Source organism: Coprococcus comes ATCC 27758 (assembly GCF_025149785.1).
Taxonomy (GTDB): Bacteria; Bacillota; Clostridia; order Lachnospirales; family Lachnospiraceae; genus Allocoprococcus; species Allocoprococcus comes.
The window spans coordinates 2,091,133-2,108,778 of sequence record NZ_CP102277.1 but is presented as its reverse complement, the minus strand read 5'-3'; the positions used below and the strand labels follow the sequence as shown (position 1 = coordinate 2,108,778).

Annotated in this window: 17 protein-coding genes, 1 tRNA gene and 2 other annotated features (1 of these 20 only partly in view); of the genes, 15 read left to right on the top strand and 3 right to left on the bottom strand. The window is 42.8% G+C overall.

Features of this window, described 5'->3' with window-relative positions; genetic code table 11:
• Positions 1-82 (top strand) — a binding site (T-box leader) (it extends 159 nt beyond the left edge of the window).
• Between the two features lie 52 nt (positions 83-134).
• The 7 genes from epsC to NQ556_RS10570 all read left to right on the top strand — a co-directional run bounded on the left by epsC (position 135) and on the right by NQ556_RS10570 (position 6,106).
• Entirely contained in the window at positions 135-809 is a 675-nt protein-coding gene (epsC, locus tag NQ556_RS10600) for a serine O-acetyltransferase EpsC (protein WP_008374760.1), read from the top strand.
• 20 nt (positions 810-829) lie between these two features.
• Positions 830-2,236, top strand: a complete 1,407-nt coding sequence (gene cysS, locus NQ556_RS10595; protein WP_055157591.1) for a cysteine--tRNA ligase — start codon at positions 830-832, stop codon at positions 2,234-2,236.
• Positions 2,221-2,688, top strand: coding sequence for a Mini-ribonuclease 3 (locus NQ556_RS10590; protein ID WP_022220552.1), 468 nt, complete (start codon positions 2,221-2,223; stop codon positions 2,686-2,688). The genes cysS and NQ556_RS10590 overlap by 16 nt, the downstream gene beginning before the upstream one ends.
• Position 2,689: 1 nt before the next feature.
• Complete coding sequence (gene rlmB, locus NQ556_RS10585) at positions 2,690-3,439, top strand: 23S rRNA (guanosine(2251)-2'-O)-methyltransferase RlmB (RefSeq protein ID WP_008374767.1); 750 nt, start codon at positions 2,690-2,692, stop codon at positions 3,437-3,439.
• 12 nt (positions 3,440-3,451) lie between these two features.
• Complete coding sequence (locus NQ556_RS10580; protein ID WP_008374769.1) at positions 3,452-4,090, top strand: sigma-70 family RNA polymerase sigma factor; 639 nt, start codon at positions 3,452-3,454, stop codon at positions 4,088-4,090.
• Between the two features lie 72 nt (positions 4,091-4,162).
• Positions 4,163-4,235 (top strand) — tRNA-Thr (locus tag NQ556_RS10575).
• A 206-nt stretch (positions 4,236-4,441) separates the two neighbouring features.
• On the top strand, positions 4,442-6,106 hold the full coding sequence (locus NQ556_RS10570; protein ID WP_008374772.1) for a glutamine--tRNA ligase/YqeY domain fusion protein: 1,665 nt from the start codon (positions 4,442-4,444) through the stop codon (positions 6,104-6,106).
• Positions 6,107-6,258: 152 nt separating this feature from the next.
• On the opposite strand, the gene NQ556_RS10565 is transcribed toward NQ556_RS10570, so the two are convergent.
• Complete coding sequence (locus tag NQ556_RS10565) at positions 6,259-6,588, bottom strand: hypothetical protein (RefSeq protein ID WP_022220550.1); 330 nt, start codon at positions 6,586-6,588, stop codon at positions 6,259-6,261.
• 250 nt (positions 6,589-6,838) lie between these two features.
• Here NQ556_RS10565 and cls point away from each other — a divergent pair, with 250 nt between their 5' ends.
• Together cls and NQ556_RS10555 are read left to right on the top strand one after the other, a co-directional pair.
• Positions 6,839-8,425 (top strand): cardiolipin synthase, encoded by a 1,587-nt coding sequence (gene cls / locus NQ556_RS10560; RefSeq protein ID WP_008374777.1) that lies wholly within the window; start codon positions 6,839-6,841, stop codon positions 8,423-8,425.
• Positions 8,426-8,644: 219 nt separating this feature from the next.
• On the top strand, positions 8,645-9,928 hold the full coding sequence (locus NQ556_RS10555) for an adenylosuccinate synthase (RefSeq protein ID WP_055157598.1): 1,284 nt from the start codon (positions 8,645-8,647) through the stop codon (positions 9,926-9,928).
• Positions 9,929-10,013: 85 nt separating this feature from the next.
• Here NQ556_RS10555 and asnA read toward each other — a convergent pair whose 3' ends face one another.
• Positions 10,014-11,024, bottom strand: coding sequence for an aspartate--ammonia ligase (gene asnA / locus NQ556_RS10550; RefSeq protein WP_008374783.1), 1,011 nt, complete (start codon positions 11,022-11,024; stop codon positions 10,014-10,016).
• A gap of 334 nt (positions 11,025-11,358) precedes the next feature.
• Between asnA and NQ556_RS10545 the strand changes: the two genes are divergently transcribed.
• Entirely contained in the window at positions 11,359-11,517 is a 159-nt protein-coding gene (locus tag NQ556_RS10545) for a hypothetical protein (protein WP_008374787.1), read from the top strand.
• A gap of 4 nt (positions 11,518-11,521) precedes the next feature.
• On the opposite strand, the gene NQ556_RS10540 is transcribed toward NQ556_RS10545, so the two are convergent.
• Positions 11,522-11,743 (bottom strand): hypothetical protein, encoded by a 222-nt coding sequence (locus NQ556_RS10540; protein ID WP_022220548.1) that lies wholly within the window; start codon positions 11,741-11,743, stop codon positions 11,522-11,524.
• A 136-nt stretch (positions 11,744-11,879) separates the two neighbouring features.
• Here NQ556_RS10540 and NQ556_RS10535 point away from each other — a divergent pair, with 136 nt between their 5' ends.
• The 5 genes from NQ556_RS10535 (at position 11,880) to NQ556_RS10515 (ending at position 17,640) form a co-directional block, all read left to right on the top strand.
• On the top strand, positions 11,880-12,389 hold the full coding sequence (locus tag NQ556_RS10535; RefSeq protein ID WP_022220547.1) for an SEC-C metal-binding domain-containing protein: 510 nt from the start codon (positions 11,880-11,882) through the stop codon (positions 12,387-12,389).
• Positions 12,390-12,459: 70 nt separating this feature from the next.
• Positions 12,460-12,669: a binding site (T-box leader), on the top strand.
• A 199-nt stretch (positions 12,670-12,868) separates the two neighbouring features.
• Positions 12,869-13,732: an aldo/keto reductase gene (locus NQ556_RS10530; protein WP_008374798.1), complete on the top strand. Its 864-nt coding sequence runs from the start codon at positions 12,869-12,871 to the stop codon at positions 13,730-13,732.
• A 37-nt stretch (positions 13,733-13,769) separates the two neighbouring features.
• Complete coding sequence (thrS, locus tag NQ556_RS10525) at positions 13,770-15,701, top strand: threonine--tRNA ligase (RefSeq protein WP_008374800.1); 1,932 nt, start codon at positions 13,770-13,772, stop codon at positions 15,699-15,701.
• Positions 15,702-15,777: 76 nt separating this feature from the next.
• Positions 15,778-16,098, top strand: a complete 321-nt coding sequence (locus NQ556_RS10520) for a DUF1540 domain-containing protein (protein ID WP_022220546.1) — start codon at positions 15,778-15,780, stop codon at positions 16,096-16,098.
• 159 nt (positions 16,099-16,257) lie between these two features.
• Positions 16,258-17,640: an AI-2E family transporter gene (locus tag NQ556_RS10515; protein ID WP_008374804.1), complete on the top strand. Its 1,383-nt coding sequence runs from the start codon at positions 16,258-16,260 to the stop codon at positions 17,638-17,640.
• The last annotated feature ends 6 nt before the right edge of the window (positions 17,641-17,646 follow it).

Below are 17,646 nucleotides of genomic sequence, written 5' to 3'. Positions count from 1 at the left end.
TGGCAGACGTTACAGGCCGTGAGAGAAAAGCAGGAGAGCTGCTTTTAATTTAGAGTGGAACCGCGGAAACTTCGTCTCTTTTTGAGACGGAGTTTTTTTATTTCACAGGAAATTCCAAATCAGAGGTGAATGAAATGGGAGTTATTTCCTATATCAAAGAAGAAATCAAAGTAGTAAAAGAACGAGATCCGGCTATCAAATCGGATATAGAAGTACTTCTGTATCCAAGCTTTAAGGTAATGCTTCATTACAGGATCGCACATAAGCTGTATCTGAAAAAACACTATTTTCTGGCACGGTGGGTGTCACAGCGTGGTGTCAGAAAGACAGGAATTGAGATCCATCCGGGAGCAACCATTGGAAAGGGGCTTTTTATCGACCATGGAAGTGGCGTTATCATCGGCGAGACTGCAATCCTGGGTGATAATATTACACTGTATCAGGGAGTAACCCTGGGTGGTACAGGAAAAGAGCAGGGTAAGCGCCATCCAACGCTGGAAGACAATGTTATGGTCAGTGCCGGTGCGAAGGTCATCGGTTCCTTTACAATTGGAAAGAATTCCAAGATCGGAGCAGGATCTGTTGTTATCGAGGAAGTACCTCCGAACTGTACCGTTGTCGGTGTCCCGGGAAGAATTGTACGCATGGGTGACCAGAAAGTTCCGAGTGCTGACCTGGATCAGATCCATCTGCCAGATCCGGTATTGAATGATATCCGTCAGCTTCAGACTGACAATATCCGTCTGAAGAAAGAGCTGAAAGCATTGAAAGAAAAACTCGCGAAAGAAAAAATAATCGAGGAAGCATAGAAAAAAGAAGGAGTAGCTTTATGAAAGTATTTAACACACTTACGAAAAAGAAAGAAGAATTCGTTCCTCTGGAAGAAGGAAAGGTAAGAATGTATGTCTGCGGACCGACCGTATACAATTACATCCATATCGGTAATGCAAGACCGATGATCGTATTTGATACCGTCCGCCGTTATTTTGAATACAAAGGATACGATGTCAATTATGTATCGAACTTCACAGATGTGGATGACAAGATCATCAAAAAGGCAATTGAAGAACAGGTATCCGCGCAGGAAATTTCACAGCGCTATATTGCAGAGTGCAAAAAAGATATGGCAGGAATGAATGTAAAGCCTGCAACCAAGCATCCGCTTGCTACAGAGGAGATCTGCGGTATGGTAGAGATGATCTCTGAACTGATCGACAAGGGTTATGCTTATGAAAAGAACGGAACCGTTTATTTCAGCACAAGAAAATTTAAAGACTATGGAAAATTATCCCACAAGAATCTGGATGATCTCCGTTCCGGTGGACGTTCTCTTCTGGTAAGCGGTGAGGATGAAAAAGAAGATCCGCTGGATTTCGTACTCTGGAAGCCGAAAAAAGAAGGAGAACCTTTCTGGAAGTCACCATGGTCAGACGGACGTCCGGGATGGCATATTGAGTGTTCTGTGATGTCGAGGAAATATCTTGGCGAACAGATTGATATCCATGCAGGTGGAGAAGATCTGATATTCCCACATCATGAAAATGAAATCGCACAGAGTGAAGCCGCTAACGGTAAAGAATTTGCAAGATACTGGATGCACAATGCATTCCTGAACATTGACAACCGCAAGATGTCAAAATCACTCGGAAACTTCCGTACGGTAAGAGAGATCAGCGAGCAGTATGACCTCCAGGTGCTTCGTTTCTTCATGCTGAGTGCACATTACAGAAGCCCGCTGAACTTCAGTGCAGAGCTGATGGAAGCATCCAAGAACGGTCTGGAGAGAATTCTCAATGCAACCGATAATCTGAAACATCTTATCGCTTCAGTGGCAGCAGAAGAGATGAGTGCCGAAGAAAAAGAAGCATTTTCAAAAACTGATGCATATGTAGAAGAATTTGAAAAAGCAATGGATGATGATTTCAATACAGCAGACGCAATCGCAGCAATCTTTGAACTTGTAAAATATGCAAATACCACTGCGACAGCAGAAAGCTCAAAGGAATATCTCCGGGGATTACTGGACAGAATCGTAAAACTCGGTGATGTCCTGGGACTGATCCTGGATAAGAAGGAAGAACTTCTGGATGCAGATATTGAGAAACTGATCGAAGAGCGTCAGGCAGCAAGAAAAGCAAAAGATTTTGCAAGAGCCGATGCAATCCGTGACGAGCTTCTGGAAAAGGGAATTATCCTGAAGGATACCAGAGAAGGAGTACAATGGAAAAAAGCGTAGAATTTGAAATTGCTGACTATATAAAAGAAGTGCTTGAGATGAAAGAGGTGGAGCCGGAAGGCTATTCACCTCTTACCCTGGCTTATATAGGGGACAGCATTTATGATCTGATCATCAAGACAAAGGTGATCAGCGAAGGAAATAAACAGGTAAAAAAATTACATCAGGAGACAAGCAGTATGGTGCAGGCGTCTGCCCAGTCAGAGATGATGCGTGCCCTTCAGCCATTGCTTACTGAAGAAGAGCATGCTGTTTACAGAAGAGGCCGAAATGCTAAATCAGTATCGCCGGCAAAGAACCAGTCACTGACCGATTACCGACGTGCAACCGGATTTGAAGCGTTGATGGGATGGCTTTACCTGAAAAGAGAATGGAAAAGAATGGCAGATCTGATCAAGATCGGTCTGGATCACTTAAGCGAATGCGAAGAAGAAAAGAAGCAGGAGAAATAGAATGGAAGAAAAAAAGATGAACAGTCAGCAGATCGAGGGAAGAAATGCAGTAATGGAAGCATTTCGCTCCGGGAAACCGATTGACAAAGTATATATTCTTGACGGATGTCAGGACGGACCGATCAGAAGTATCGTAAGAGAAGCAAAAAAGCATGATACGATCCTGAATTTTGTAACCAAAGAACGTCTGAACCAGATTTCAGAGACCGGAAGACATCAGGGGGTCATTGCACAGGCAGCGGCTTACGAGTATGCACAGGTGGAAGATATGCTGGAGCTTGCAAAACAGAAAGGGGAAGATCCTTTCCTGATCCTTCTGGACAATATTGAGGATCCACATAATCTCGGCGCGATCATCCGTACTGCCAATCTTGCAGGTGCGCATGGTGTGATCATTCCGAAGCACCGCGCAGCAGGTCTTACTGCAACCGTTGCAAAGACATCAGCAGGTGCGCTGAATTACACACCGGTAGCAAAAGTCACCAATCTGGTGAAAACCATGGAAGAACTGAAAGAAAAGGGACTCTGGTTCGTCTGTGCAGATATGGATGGGGATGTGATGTACCGCGTGAATCTGAAAGGACCGATTGGTCTGGTGATCGGAAACGAAGGCGAAGGTGTTGGACGTCTGGTAAAAGAAACCTGTGATATGACTGCAGCCATTCCGATGAAGGGAGATATTGACTCCCTGAATGCGTCTGTGGCAGCAGGTGTCCTTGCCTATGAGATCGTGCGTCAGCGCATGAGTTAGGAAAATCGGAGAATGAAAATGGATCTGGGGAAAATGACGGATGAGCAGCTGATTGAACTGCTTCGGGAAGGTAAGACCGAGATCACGGATTATCTGATGGAAAAATACAAAGACATGGTACGCAAACAAGCGCGTGCCATGTATCTGTGGGGCGGAGAAAATGATGATCTGATCCAGGAGGGGATGATCGGTCTTTTTAAAGCGGTGCAGGATTATGATCCGAAAGAAGGTGCAAGCTTTTCAAGTTTTGCCGGACTTTGTGTGTCACGCCAGATGTATACGGCGATTAAGGCTTCACAGCGGAAAAAACATCTGCCGCTCAATTCCTATGTGTCGATTTACGCGTCTGCCAGTGACAATCCGGAGGAGAACGGGCTTTCCATAGTAGATACGATCGAAGCAGGGAAAGAGAGTAATCCGGAGCTGATGATTCTTGGAGAAGAGTATACGAATGCATTTGAAGAGGAACTGAAAGAAAAATTAAGTAAGCTGGAGCGAAAGGTGCTGTATCTTCATCTACAGGGAATGGAGTATCTGAAGATTGCAGAATTTATGGACAAAAGTCCGAAGACGATCGACAATGCCCTGCAGCGGATCAAAGCGAAAGCACGCCAGCTTCTGGAAGAAAAGCGCCGGTCTGAAAAAAAGTAAAAATATAGTTTTAAAATTGTTGACAAGCAAAGCAGTGATATGCTATATTAAATGAGTCGCGAAAATGCGCAGGCTGCCTTGGCTCAGTCGGTAGAGCGTCGCCTTGGTAAGGCGGAGGTCGGCGGTTCGATTCCGCTAGGCAGCTTATATATTTAAGAAGCAGAGTTGTATTTCCGGTTGGAAGGTACAATGTCTGCTTTTTTTTCACTTGTCCGTGTGTAGAAAGTGTGATAAACTAAAGGACATGAATCAAAACTGTCCACAGGACAATGATTGAGATGCATGACAAGAAAAAGACTGCCATATAATGGCAGATTATGAAGTAATAGAGAGATGCGAGGAGGAACTTCAATGGCAGAAGAAGCTGTATCAAAGAATTTTATAGAACAGGAAATTGAAAAAGATCTTGCAGAAGGCGTATACGATCATGTATGTACCCGTTTCCCACCGGAACCGAACGGATACCTTCACATCGGACATGCAAAGTCTATCCTTTTAAACTACGGACTTGCACAGAAATATAACGGAACATTCCATATGCGTTTTGATGATACCAACCCGACAAAGGAAAAGACTGAGTTCGTTGAGTCTATCAAAGCGGATATCAAGTGGCTGGGTGCTGACTGGGGAGATCACCTTTACTTTGCATCTGATTATTTTGATCAGATGTATGAGTATGCGATCAAACTGATCAAGAAAGGAAAAGCTTATGTCTGTGACCTGACAGCGGATCAGATCCGTGAGTACAGAGGAACTTTGACAGAGCCGGGAAAAGACAGCCCGTACCGTGACAGAAGTGTGGAAGAGAACCTGGAGCTTTTTGAAAATATGCGTGCAGGCAAGTATGCAGACGGAGAGAAGGTTCTCCGTGCGAAGATAGATATGGCATCACCGAATATCAATATGAGAGATCCGATCCTCTACCGTGTAGCCCGTATGACACATCATAATACCGGTGATAAGTGGTGCATCTACCCGATGTATGACTTTGCACATCCGATCGAGGATGCAATCGAAGGAATCACTCATTCTATCTGTACACTGGAATTTGAAGATCACAGACCGCTTTATGACTGGGTAGTAAGAGAATGTGAATTTGCAAATCCACCGCGTCAGATCGAATTTGCAAAATTATACCTGACGAACGTAGTTACAGGAAAGCGTTACATCAAGAAACTTGTAGAAGATAAGATCGTAGACGGATGGGATGATCCGAGACTGGTTTCTATCGCAGCACTTCGTCGCCGTGGATTCACACCGGAATCTATCAAGATGTTCGTTGACCTGTGCGGAGTTTCCAAAGCACAGAGCTCTGTAGATTATGCAATGCTCGAGTACTGCATCCGTGAGGATCTGAAGCTTAAGAGAGCACGTATGATGGCAGTCCTTGATCCGATCAAGCTTGTGATCGATAACTATCCGGAAGGACAGATTGAATATCTGGATGCACCGAATAATCTTGAGAATGAAGAACTTGGAAGCCGTCAGCTTCCATTTGGAAGAGAGCTTTATATTGAGAGAGAAGACTTTATGGAAGAGCCTCCGAAGAAATATTTCCGTCTGTTCCCAGGCAACGAAGTACGTCTGATGAATGCTTACTTTGTAACTTGTACAGGATTTGAAAAGGATGAAGATGGTAATGTAACTGTTGTACATTGTACTTATGATCCGGAGACAAAGAGCGGTTCCGGATTCACAGGAAGAAAAGTAAAAGGAACGATCCACTGGGTAGAGGCAAGTACAGCACTTCCGGCAACCGTAAGACTGTATGAGAATCTGATCGACGAAGAAAAGGGTGTCTACAATAAAGAAGACGGTTCCCTGAACCTGAATCCGAATTCTCTTACAGAGAAAGAAATCTTTGTAGAATCAAACTTTGCAGATGCAAAAGCATATGAAAGCTTCCAGTTTGTACGTCAGGGATATTTCTGCGTGGATTCTCATGATTCGTCTAAAGAACATCTGGTATTTAACAGAATCGTTTCGCTGAAGAGTTCATTCAAGCTGCCAAAATAAAGAAAGCAGTCTTGCTCAGAATTTAATTGCAAATAATGTGTTAGTCGACAGTTTTTGAAAAGAAATGGCAATGAAAAACCCGGTAAGAATGAAAAATTCTTCCGGGTTTTGGTTTTATGCAGAAAATGATAAGCTGTAAGAAAAGTTCTTTCTTAAACTTCTTCTGAAGCCGGATCGGATTCTTCGGAATCAGTTTCCGGTGTCTGGGAAGCGGCTTCTGGTCCGGCTTCTGCATCGTCAGTTTTTTCTTCAGACTCTTCAGAGGTTTCTTCCTTTGCAGAAGATGGAGTAAGAGTTGTGTAACCACGCTCAGGCACTTCGCCAAGATCATCATCCAGTTCAAAATCATCCTCTTCAAAAGAGTCATCGAACTCGTCTTCCGGTTCTTCATTATGTCGGTTCTTTAACCAGTAATATGCACCGGCACCAGCTGCGCCTGCGGCAGTCAGTCCGAGCAGGATTTTACCAAAATTTTTAGCCATGTTGCTGCTCCTTTCTTGATCTCGTCCTGTCAGATATGGCAGATGAGATAGTTCGTCATGAAATATAGTATACATGAATAATTTTATTGTAATACTTTTATTTGAAAAGGGAAAGTAAAATATTTATAAAAGAACCAGAAAAACAACAAAAATAAGGAAGTGTTGTACGATTATAAGCAGCTGGAATGTTGTGAAAGAATAAAAATTGTGTTACGATATAGAATAGTATCTAAAGAGAGGAAGACCGCGCATGAGAGAATTTACAAAATACCATGATACCAGCAAGTCAGTCAAAGAACGTGCCAAGACAAAAGTATTTGGTGCAGTGTACAGCCATACCGCGATTATTCTTCTGCTGATTCTTCTTCAGATTGGTATTATGGTTCTCACTTTTACATATCTGGGAAATTACAGTACCTATATGAACGGAGTGATGTCCCTTCTCTCCTTTATTACAGCGATTTATATTTTTAATGAAAAAGGGAATCCGGCGTTTAAGATGACGTGGATCCTGTTTGTGTTCCTTGTCCCGGTGGTCGGAGTTGGATTTTATCTGTTTACAAAAGCAGGGATCGGAACTAAATATCTGGGTGCCAGACTGGAGAAGCTTCGAGTGGAGACTGAACCTTATATGCAGCAGAATGAATATGTCGTCCATGCGATGAAAGGTGGAAGGGTTGCGAATGCCAATCTGTCACATTTTCTTTATAACCAGGTGGGATTTCCGACTTATGGGAACTCACAGGCACAGTATTTTCCACTGGGAGATGACAAATTTCCGGTTCTGATCGAGGAATTGAATAAGGCAGAAAAATTTATTTTCATGGAATATTTTATTATCGGAGAAGGATATGTGTGGGACACTGTCCTGGAGGTCCTGCGTAAAAAGGTGAAAGAGGGCGTGGAAGTACGCCTGATGTATGACGGAACCTGCAGTATCAGCCTTTTGCCGTATGAGTATCCGAAGCAGCTCAGGGAATATGGAATCCAGTGCAAGGAATTTGGACCGATTGTACCCATCCTTTCTACCAGCCAGAATAACCGGGATCACCGGAAAATCTGTGTGGTTGACGGAAAGGTTGCATTTACCGGAGGTGTCAATCTGGCAGATGAATATATCAACAAGAAAGTCCGGTTCGGACACTGGAAAGATACAGCGATCAAAATCGAAGGCGATGCCGTGCAGAGTTTTACCATGATGTTCCTGCAGATGTGGAATATTACGGAGAGACAGCCGGAGGATTATGCAAAGTATCTGACAGAAAAGCAGCCGGGGTTCAGCCGCAAAGACGGTTACATCATCCCATATGGAGACAGTCCGTTTGACCATGAGAATGTAGGAGAAGAAGTGTATTTCCACATCCTGAATCATGCCAAGAAGTATGTGCATATTATGACACCGTATCTGATCCTGGACAATGAGATGATTGATGCGCTGACAAGAGCTGCAAAAGGTGGAATAGAAGTGCAGATTATTATGCCACATATTCCGGATAAGCCGTATGCATTTTATCTTGCGAAGACTTATTATGAGGAACTGATCGCAGGTGGGGTAGAGATCTATGAATATACGCCTGGATTTGTCCATGCGAAAGTATTTACTTCAGACGATGATACGGCGACAGTAGGCAGTATCAATCTGGATTACCGTAGTCTTTATCTGCATTTTGAATGCGGTGTTTTCATTTACCGCAATCCGGTGGTGCGTGATATTGAAAAAGATTTCCAGGAGACCCTTGCAAAATGCCAGAAGGTGACGATGACGGAGGTCAGAAACCGGAGCACTTTTGTGAAAATATATGGTCAGGTTTTAAGAATTGTGGCACCGCTGATGTAGGAAAACACTCAGAGAGCAGTAAAATCAAGAAAAATGCGGAATTTTCGGGAAGTAGCTGAAAATAAGAGTGTACTTTTTATTTGAAATGTAGTATAATTCAATCGGTGTCTTTATAAGGGACATTGATTATATTTATAAGTAGGAGTTATCCCGATGAAAAGAGGGATGACACTGTGGAGATATTTCACAGATAGCCAAGAACACGCAGGAGGATTTATTATGGTTAAAGCAGTAGTAGGTGCGAACTGGGGAGACGAAGGAAAAGGTAAGATCACAGATATGCTTGCCGAAAAAGCAGATATTATCATTCGTTTCCAGGGTGGAGCAAATGCCGGACATACAATTATCAATGATTACGGCAAATTCGCTCTTCATACATTACCGTCAGGAGTTTTCTACGGACATACAACCAGTATCATCGGCAATGGTGTCGCTGTAGATATCCCGGTTCTTTTCAAGGAAATCCAGTCAATCATTGACAGAGATGTTCCGATGCCGAAGATTCTGGTGTCAGACCGTGCACAGATGGTGATGTCTTATCACAAGAATTTTGATGCATATGAGGAAGAGAGACTGGGCGGAAAGTCGTTCGGATCTACAAAGTCTGGTATTGCACCGTTCTATTCAGACAAGTATGCAAAGATCGGTTTCCAGATCAGCGAGCTTTTTGAAGACGAAGCTGAACTTAGAGAAAAGGTAAACCGTGTAGCAGAGCAGAAGAATGTTATGCTGGAACACCTTTATCACAAACCGTTAATCAATCCTGATGATTTATATAACGAACTGATGGAATACAAAGAAATGGTAGCACCGTATGTATGTAACGTTTCTCTGTATCTTGACGAAGCCCTCAAGGAAGGAAAAGAAATCCTTCTTGAAGGACAGCTTGGAACATTAAAGGATCCGGATCATGGAATTTACCCAATGGTAACTTCTTCTTCTACACTGGCAGCTTATGGTGCGATCGGTGCTGGAATCCCGCCGTATGAGATCAAACAGATCGTTACAGTATGTAAAGCATACTCAAGTGCAGTAGGAGCAGGTGCCTTTGTAAGTGAGATTTTTGGCGAAGAAGCAGATGAACTTAGAAGACGCGGTGGAGACGGCGGAGAATTCGGCGCAACAACCGGTCGCCCGAGACGTATGGGATGGTTTGACTGTGTAGCATCCAAATATGGATGCCGTATGCAGGGAGCTACAGATGTAGCATTTACTGTTGTTGATGTACTTGGATACCTGGATGAAATTCCGGTATGTGTAGGATACGAGATTGACGGAGAAGTTACAACAGAATTCCCGACAACACATCTTCTTGAGAAAGCAAAACCAGTATTCAAGACACTTCCGGGATGGAAATGCGACATCAGAGGAATCAAGAAATACGAAGATCTTCCGGAGAACTGCAGAAACTACATTGAGTTTATCGAAAAAGAAATCGGATATCCGATCACAATGGTTTCTAATGGACCGGGAAGACATGATATCATCTTCAGAAATAAATAGGAATATAAAAAAGGGGCAGGGCTTTTTTAAGTCCTGCCTCATTTTTATGGTAAATTATCAAATTGTGATAATGGTTGGTTATGTATTACAGTAAGTACACTCCGCGGGATGCGGCTTCTTCGAGGACGTCGTCCGGCCAGATGGAGGACTGGACTTCTCCGATGTGGGCTTTGCGGAGATAGAACATACAGATTCGGGATTGTCCGATTCCGCCTCCGACTGTGTACGGAAGTTTTCCGTTCAGTAATGCTTTCTGGAAATCCATCTCGGCGCGTTCTTCGCAGCCGGCTTCCTTTAACTGACGGCGGAGTGCATCTTCATCGACACGGATACCCATGGAAGAAAGCTCCAGTGCGATATCGAGTACCGGATAGTAGACGATGATATCACCGTTCAGTTCCCAGTCATCGTAGTCCGGTGCACGTCCGTCATGACGCTGTCCGGAGGCAAGGGTCTTACCGATCTGTTTGATGAATACGGCACCTTTGGCTTTGGCAAAGTGGTATTCACGTTCCTTTGGTGTCTTGTCCGGATACATGGTTTCCAGTTCCTGGGATGTGATGAAGCTGATTTCATCCGGAAGGAATTCTTCAATATAATTGTAACGGCGTGCCATGTAGGCTTCGGTTTCTTTGAGTGCACTGTATACTTTTCCTACAGTGTATTCCAGTGTCTCCATGTTGCGTTCTTCTTTGGAAATTACTTTTTCCCAGTCCCACTGGTCAACATAGATGGAATGGATGTTGTCAGTATCTTCATCTCGGCGGATAGCGCTCATATCAGTATAAAGTCCTTCTCCTGAATGAAAGCCGTAGCGCTTTAAGGCGTAACGTTTCCATTTTGCAAGAGAGTGGACGATCTCAACTTCGCGGTCTTCCTGTTCTTTGATGCCAAATGCAACCGGGCGTTCTACTCCGTTCAGGTTATCGTTCAGTCCGGATTCCGGGCGGACGAAAAGAGGAGCGGATACACGCGTCAGATGCAGAGATTTGGCAAGTGCGCGTTCAAAGTGGTCTTTTACTTCTTTGATAGCCACTTCAGTCTCGCGGATCGTAAGTGGAGAATGGTAATTCTCCGGTATCTGCAAATTGTTCATGATGTTCTTCCTTTCTTACTACTCACTATGTCTAGTTTAGTGAATTGACGTGGTGTTGTCAATCATATTTTCTTAAGAAACAACTTATGATTTTTTTAGAGAATCTCCATAGTAAGGTCACAGAACACGGCTATACTCTTAAAATAAAAAGATGATGAATGTTTTTGAGGATTGCGAGAGTGTAAAGCACGTAGCAATCTGGTATCATCATAAAAAAGAAAAAGTCATAAATCAGAAAATAAGAACATATATTAAAGATGTCGGGGAAATGCCGGATGAGGCTTATACCAGAAGGCAGACAGACGAAAAAACTGTAGACAGGAGGTAACAAGATATGCAGAAAGAGAAGAATATCAGCACACAGGAAGTCATTTCCATGGAAGAATATCTAAATAAGAGACAGAAGATTAGAGAACAGGAGAAAAAACGATTCGGTGGCAGATTCGGCGAAGAGAAAAGCCCTGCCTGGATGATGGCAGAGCTTTATGTATGAGATGTTAATATTCACTGTGAAAGTCGTCATCATTCCTGTGAATCAGACGATAAACCAGGATGTAGGCGTAACTCATAACCGGCACAAGAATCGTGCAGGCAACAGATGCTTTCAGAAGTCCTAATGATCTGGATTTGTCGATAAATGCAAATACCAGAGTGCTGACGTACATCAGGAACAGAAGAATTGCACAGATAAGAGCCGCAAAACGCTTGAATTTTTTCATAACAACCACCTTCGTACTGTACTTTATCTCTATTATATAGATAAAAAACAATTTCTACAAGAAAATGTTTTGCAAACAGTCGAAAAATGCTGTATGATATATGAAGTGATAAAGAACAAAAAGGAGAATTTACAGTATGAGTACATTATTAGAACAGTGGAGAGATACCGCTTACTCGAAAGAGATGGATAAAGCTTCTCTGCAGAAATTCTGGGGAACCTATTTCCAGACTGAAAAAGAGATCTATGAAAAGCTGCTTGAGAATCCGGACGAAGAAGTAAAAGGAACTGTAAAGGAACTTGCTGAAAAATATGGCATTAATGTATTTACAATGACAGGATTCCTTGATGGAATCAATGACAGCCTGAAAGTGGCTAATCCAATTGAAACAATGGATGAGGACACTGAGGTAAGTCTTGCTTTTGATAAAGAACTGCTTTACAAGAACATGGTAGATGCAAAAGCTGACTGGCTGTATGAACTGCCACAGTGGGATAAGATTTTTACAGAAGAAAAGAAAAAAGTCCTTTACAAAGAACAGAAAAACGCACGTACAATCCACGTAGAAAAGAAAGTTTATCCAAACGATCCATGTCCGTGCGGAAGCGGTAAAAAATATAAAAAATGCTGTGGTAAGAACAAATAAGTTCTGATAGAAATTTTCAATACATTTTTTTGAACGTGTTGACAAATGAAAATCCCATGGTATAATGTTAGCAAATGCGATGAAGAGAAGAGTAGAACGCAGAAAAATCCCAGAGAGAGAGGTCTTAGGCTGAGAGCCTCTTATTACAGAAGCGTTTGAAGACCACCTCCGAGCGGCTGTAAAACAGTCCGGCTGGATACCGTTATCATCCACAAAGAGGTCCTGGAAATCAGGACAAGCGGGGTGGAACCGCGGGTATACAAAGTAACTCGTCCTCTGCAGCAGATAATCTGTTGCAGAGGTTTTTTATTTTAAAAGTTAAGTTGTCTGGAAAAGATGTACTAGAAAATTTGAAGGAGCATATTGCACAAAAGAAATTCAGCCAATTCACTTTTTGCGCAATGGAATTGGATGAATTTCTTTTGTGCAATATGCGGTCTTGAATTACAGACAGTAGCTTTTACAGAAAGGATGATCTAATGGAAAGTATTTACGATTGTTTCAAGCTGAACAATGATATGAAAATCCCATGCGTTGGTTTTGGAACTTACAAAGCAGCAGAAGGGAATAACGTAGAGGTTTTAAAGACTGCCATAGAAGCGGGATATCGCTATTTTGATACTGCATCCTTTTATCAGACCGAAGATTTTTTAGGGCAGGCGATCCGTGAAAGCAATCTTCCAAGAGAGGATTTTTTCCTTGTATCCAAGATGTGGAAAGATGAAATGGGATATCAGCAGACAAAGGATGCATTAGAAAAGAGTCTGAAAAGACTTGGTACCGATTATCTGGACATCTATCTGATCCACTGGCCAAGACCGTCGGCTGACTGTGAGAACTGGAAAGAACTGGATCTTGAGACCTGGAGGGCGATGGAAGAACTTCAGAAAGAAGGAAAAATCCGGGGACTTGGACTCAGCAATTTTCTTCCGCACCATATTAAGAACATTCTGGAGAATGGAACAGTAAAACCAGTTGTCAACCAGCTGGAACTGCATCCGGGTTATATGCAGCAGGCTGCTGTGCAGTATTGTAAAGAGCATGGTATTCAGATGCAGGCATGGAGCCCGATCGGAAGACGGCGGATTCTGGAAGATGGACTGATCCTTGAACTTGCCGGAAAGTATCAGGTTTCACCGGCGCAGCTGTGTCTGAGATTCCTGCTTCAGAATGATATCATTCCGCTTCCGAAATCATCTTCGATGGAGCGGATGAAACAGAATATGGATCTGTTCCATTTTGAGATCAGCGAAGAGGATGTATCGAGACTGGCAACTATGCCACAGGCAGGATGGTCAGGAGAACATCCGGATCCGGAGCTTGCACAGAAAAATGTTGTATAATCAGAAATTATAAAATAAAGAGAGGAACAAAAAGACTATGAAAATCACATTAAAAGATGGATCAAGCAAAGAATATGCACAGAGCATGTCTGTAATTGATATTGCAAAAGATATCAGTGAAGGACTTGCAAGGGTTGCAACAGCAGGAGAAGTTGACGGAGAAGTTGTTGATTTAAGAACTGTGATCGACAAAGACTGTGAGCTGAACATTCTTACATTCAATGATGAAAAAGGAAAAGGTGCATTCCGTCACACAACATCTCACATTATGGCACAGGCAATCAAGAGACTGTATCCGGATACAAAACTTGCGATCGGACCTTCAATTGAAGACGGATTCTATTATGATATTGACCGTGAGACTCCGCTTGTAGCAGAAGACCTGGAAAAGATCGAAGCTGAGATGAAGAAAATCGTTAAAGAAGATCTTCCAATTAAACAGTATACAATGCCAAGAGCGGAAGCAATCGCATATTTTAAAGAAAAAGATGAACCATATAAAGTGGAACTGATCGAAGACCTTCCGGAAGATTCCGTAATCAGCTTCTATTCACAGGGAGAATTTACAGATCTTTGTGCAGGACCTCACCTGATGAGCACAAAACCGGTAAAAGCATTCAAACTTACAAGCCTTGCAGGAGCTTACTGGCGCGGAAGTGAAAAGAATAAGATGCTTCAGAGAGTTTATGGTACTTCCTATCCGAAGAAAGCAGAGCTTGAAGAATATCTGCATATGATGGAAGAAGCAAAGAAGCGTGACCATAGAAAACTTGGAAAAGAACTTGGACTTTTCATGATGAGAGAAGAAGGACCGGGATTTCCATTCTTCCTTCCAAAAGGAATGGAACTGAAGAACCAGCTGCTTGATTACTGGAGAGAGATTCACAAAAAAGCCGGCTATGTTGAAATTTCAACACCGATTATGTTGAGCCGCCATCTCTGGGAAACATCAGGACATTGGGATCACTACAAAGACAATATGTATACAACTGTGATCGATGATGAAGATTTCGCTATCAAACCAATGAACTGCCCGGGAGGAATTCTTGTATATGAATCTGAACCACGTTCATACCGTGACCTTCCGCTTCGTATGGGAGAACTCGGACTGGTTCACCGTCATGAAAAATCAGGACAGCTTCATGGACTGATGCGTGTAAGATGCTTTACACAGGATGATGCACATATCTTCATGACACCAGAGCAGGTACGTGATGAGATCAAAGGCGTTGTAAAACTGATCAATGAAGTTTACAGCCTGTTTGGATTTAAATACCATGTGGAGCTTTCTACAAGACCGGAGGACAGCATGGGAAGTGATGAAGATTGGGATATGGCTACTGAAGCTCTTCGTGGCGCATTGGACGATCTGGGACTTCCATATGTAGTAAATGAAGGAGATGGAGCGTTCTACGGACCGAAGATCGACTTCCATCTGGAAGATTCTATCGGAAGAACATGGCAGTGTGGAACCATCCAGCTTGATTTCCAGCTTCCGCTCAGATTTAACCTTGAATACACAGGAGCAGATGGTGAGAAACATCGTCCGATCATGATCCATCGTGTAATCTTCGGATCGATCGAAAGATTTATCGGTATCCTGATCGAGCATTTTGCAGGGGCATTCCCGACATGGCTTGCACCGGTACAGGTTAAGGTGCTTCCGATTTCAGACAAATATATGGATTATGCACAGAAGGTTCTGGATGAACTGAATAATTCAGGTGTTCGTGCAGAAATTGATACACGTGCAGAGAAGATCGGATACAAGATACGTGAAGCACAGATGAAGAAGATCCCGTATATGCTGGTTGTCGGAGCAAAAGAAGAAGAGGACGGACTGGTATCTATAAGAAGCCGTTTTGAAGGGGATGAAGGACAGAAGTCACTGACGGACTTTCTTGCAGCAATCAAGATGGAGATCCAGGCCAAAACAGCAAGGGAAGTAAAAAAAGAAGACGATAAATAGAGTTTTAAATAAAATCTGAATAAGAAATAAAACTTTCGGGCATAATGATACTGATTTTCAAAAAGGAGGTAACATTATGCCTGAATTAAAATGTACAGTACAGACATGTATGCACAACAAAGATTTTTATTGTGATCTGAACGCAATTACGGTGGGAGGAAAATCTGCACGGAAAGCTGCAGAGACAAGCTGTGACAGCTTTGAAGAAAGAAAAAGCGGCACCTACAGTAATGTGACTGGTGAGGCGGGTCCGACAAGCAAGATCGACTGCAAGGCCACGGAGTGCCAGTATAATAAGGAATGCCAGTGCCATGCAGGAAAGATCAGTGTGGAGGGCAGCAAGGCATGCAGCTGTGATGAGACGGAATGTGCAACTTTCAGTTGTGGATGTGCGTAGATGAAAGTGATGGGTGTGGGAGAGTTTCTCCTGCACCTGTTTGTTTGTGTGCAAGGAATGAGAGAAAAGGTGCGAAAAGGATGGTTGGGGAGGTTGACGGGGGTGTTAGAAAGAAGGTATAATAAAAATCGGACTTTTGAAGAAAGACAGGGAAATTAAATGGAAAAAAAAGACAATGTAGAGAAAGGGGTTTCGGGGAAGCCGGAAGAGAAGAAATCGGCAGCGTATTATGAAAAGCGTCCGGAATTTGGTAACAGAGGGCCGTCAAAGATTTTGCTGCATTTCAGGAAGGGGATTACCTTTTTCCTTGTTATTGCGGCTTGTGTGATCTTTTATTTTCTGTTACTCCGAATAGAGGATATATCAGTAGGTGTCAGTAAAGTAATTGATGTGTTAAAGCCGATCCTATACGGAATGGTGATCGCATATTTGCTGAATCCGATCGTAAAGCAGATTGACCGGTGGCTGATTCCACAATTAAAAAAGAAAATGTCTCAGGAAAAGGCAAAGAAGGTTTCGCGTAGTGTCGGTGTTTTTGCAGCGCTGGTTATGCTGCTTGCTTTGATCCTGGCACTGTGCAATATGCTGATTCCGGAACTTTATAAAAGTATCCGTGACATGGTTCAGACTCTGCCGGGACAGATCAGTGATATGGTTACGAAGATCATAAGTATCCAGAAAGATACCAGTCCTGCCGGAGTCATGGCACGTAACCTGTTAGAAAAGGGATCGGATGCATTACAGAACTGGATCAAACAGGATCTTTTAACCAAGGTTAATGAAGTGATGTCAAACCTGACGGTTGGGATCATCAATTTTGTCAGTGAGATCCTGAATTTTCTGATTGGTCTTATTGTATCAGTCTATATTCTGTTCAGTAAGGAAACATTTTCCGCACAGAGTAAAAAGATCGTCTATGCAGTGTTCCGTACAGATCATGCCAATATGATCCTGCATCTGACAAAGAAAAGCAATGAGATTTTCGGTGGATTTATTATTGGAAAGATCATTGATTCTATGATTATCGGAGTGCTTTGCTTCTTTGGACTTACGCTCCTGAAGATGCCGTACATACTTTTGATCAGTGTAATCGTTGGTGTGACCAATGTCATTCCTTTCTTCGGACCGTATATCGGTGCTATTCCGAGTGCCGTTCTGATTTTGCTGAATGATCCGATCAAGGGCTTGTCTTTCCTGATCTTCATTCTTGTGCTGCAGCAGCTTGATGGAAATGTGATCGGACCGAAGATTTTGGGCAATTCGACCGGATTATCTGCATTCTGGGTTGTATTTTCAATCCTGCTCGGAGGCGGTCTGTTTGGATTTGTAGGAATGATCATGGGCGTACCTACATTTGCAGTAGTTTATTATATTATTACAATGCTGATCAATCATTTGCTGGAGAAGAAAAAGCTTCCGCTTCAGACTTCGGAATATGGGGAAAAGAGTTATGTGGATGATAGCGGAAGATTTGTCGGAGAAAATCCGGAAGAAAATGATACAGCGGTAAAAAACGGGGAAAATAAAAAAGAGAGGAAGTAAGCAGAA

What these genes read in the sequence shown, in the direction of transcription:
- NQ556_RS10515 (WP_008374804.1), top strand. Translation starts at nt 16,258, where the DNA reads ATGGAAAAAAAAGACAATGTAGAGAAAGGGGTTTCGGGGAAGCCGGAA.
- cls (WP_008374777.1), top strand. Translation starts at nt 6,839, where the DNA reads ATGAGAGAATTTACAAAATACCATGATACCAGCAAGTCAGTCAAAGAA.
- NQ556_RS10535 (WP_022220547.1), top strand. Translation starts at nt 11,880, where the DNA reads ATGAGTACATTATTAGAACAGTGGAGAGATACCGCTTACTCGAAAGAG.
- asnA (WP_008374783.1), bottom strand. Translation starts at nt 11,024, where the DNA reads ATGAACAATTTGCAGATACCGGAGAATTACCATTCTCCACTTACGATC.
- NQ556_RS10520 (WP_022220546.1), top strand. Translation starts at nt 15,778, where the DNA reads ATGCCTGAATTAAAATGTACAGTACAGACATGTATGCACAACAAAGAT.
- NQ556_RS10540 (WP_022220548.1), bottom strand. Translation starts at nt 11,743, where the DNA reads ATGAAAAAATTCAAGCGTTTTGCGGCTCTTATCTGTGCAATTCTTCTG.
- NQ556_RS10555 (WP_055157598.1), top strand. Translation starts at nt 8,645, where the DNA reads ATGGTTAAAGCAGTAGTAGGTGCGAACTGGGGAGACGAAGGAAAAGGT.
- NQ556_RS10580 (WP_008374769.1), top strand. Translation starts at nt 3,452, where the DNA reads ATGAAAATGGATCTGGGGAAAATGACGGATGAGCAGCTGATTGAACTG.
- NQ556_RS10565 (WP_022220550.1), bottom strand. Translation starts at nt 6,588, where the DNA reads ATGGCTAAAAATTTTGGTAAAATCCTGCTCGGACTGACTGCCGCAGGC.
- NQ556_RS10570 (WP_008374772.1), top strand. Translation starts at nt 4,442, where the DNA reads ATGGCAGAAGAAGCTGTATCAAAGAATTTTATAGAACAGGAAATTGAA.
- NQ556_RS10590 (WP_022220552.1), top strand. Translation starts at nt 2,221, where the DNA reads ATGGAAAAAAGCGTAGAATTTGAAATTGCTGACTATATAAAAGAAGTG.
- NQ556_RS10545 (WP_008374787.1), top strand. Translation starts at nt 11,359, where the DNA reads ATGCAGAAAGAGAAGAATATCAGCACACAGGAAGTCATTTCCATGGAA.
- epsC (WP_008374760.1), top strand. Translation starts at nt 135, where the DNA reads ATGGGAGTTATTTCCTATATCAAAGAAGAAATCAAAGTAGTAAAAGAA.
- NQ556_RS10530 (WP_008374798.1), top strand. Translation starts at nt 12,869, where the DNA reads ATGGAAAGTATTTACGATTGTTTCAAGCTGAACAATGATATGAAAATC.
- rlmB (WP_008374767.1), top strand. Translation starts at nt 2,690, where the DNA reads ATGGAAGAAAAAAAGATGAACAGTCAGCAGATCGAGGGAAGAAATGCA.
- cysS (WP_055157591.1), top strand. Translation starts at nt 830, where the DNA reads ATGAAAGTATTTAACACACTTACGAAAAAGAAAGAAGAATTCGTTCCT.
- thrS (WP_008374800.1), top strand. Translation starts at nt 13,770, where the DNA reads ATGAAAATCACATTAAAAGATGGATCAAGCAAAGAATATGCACAGAGC.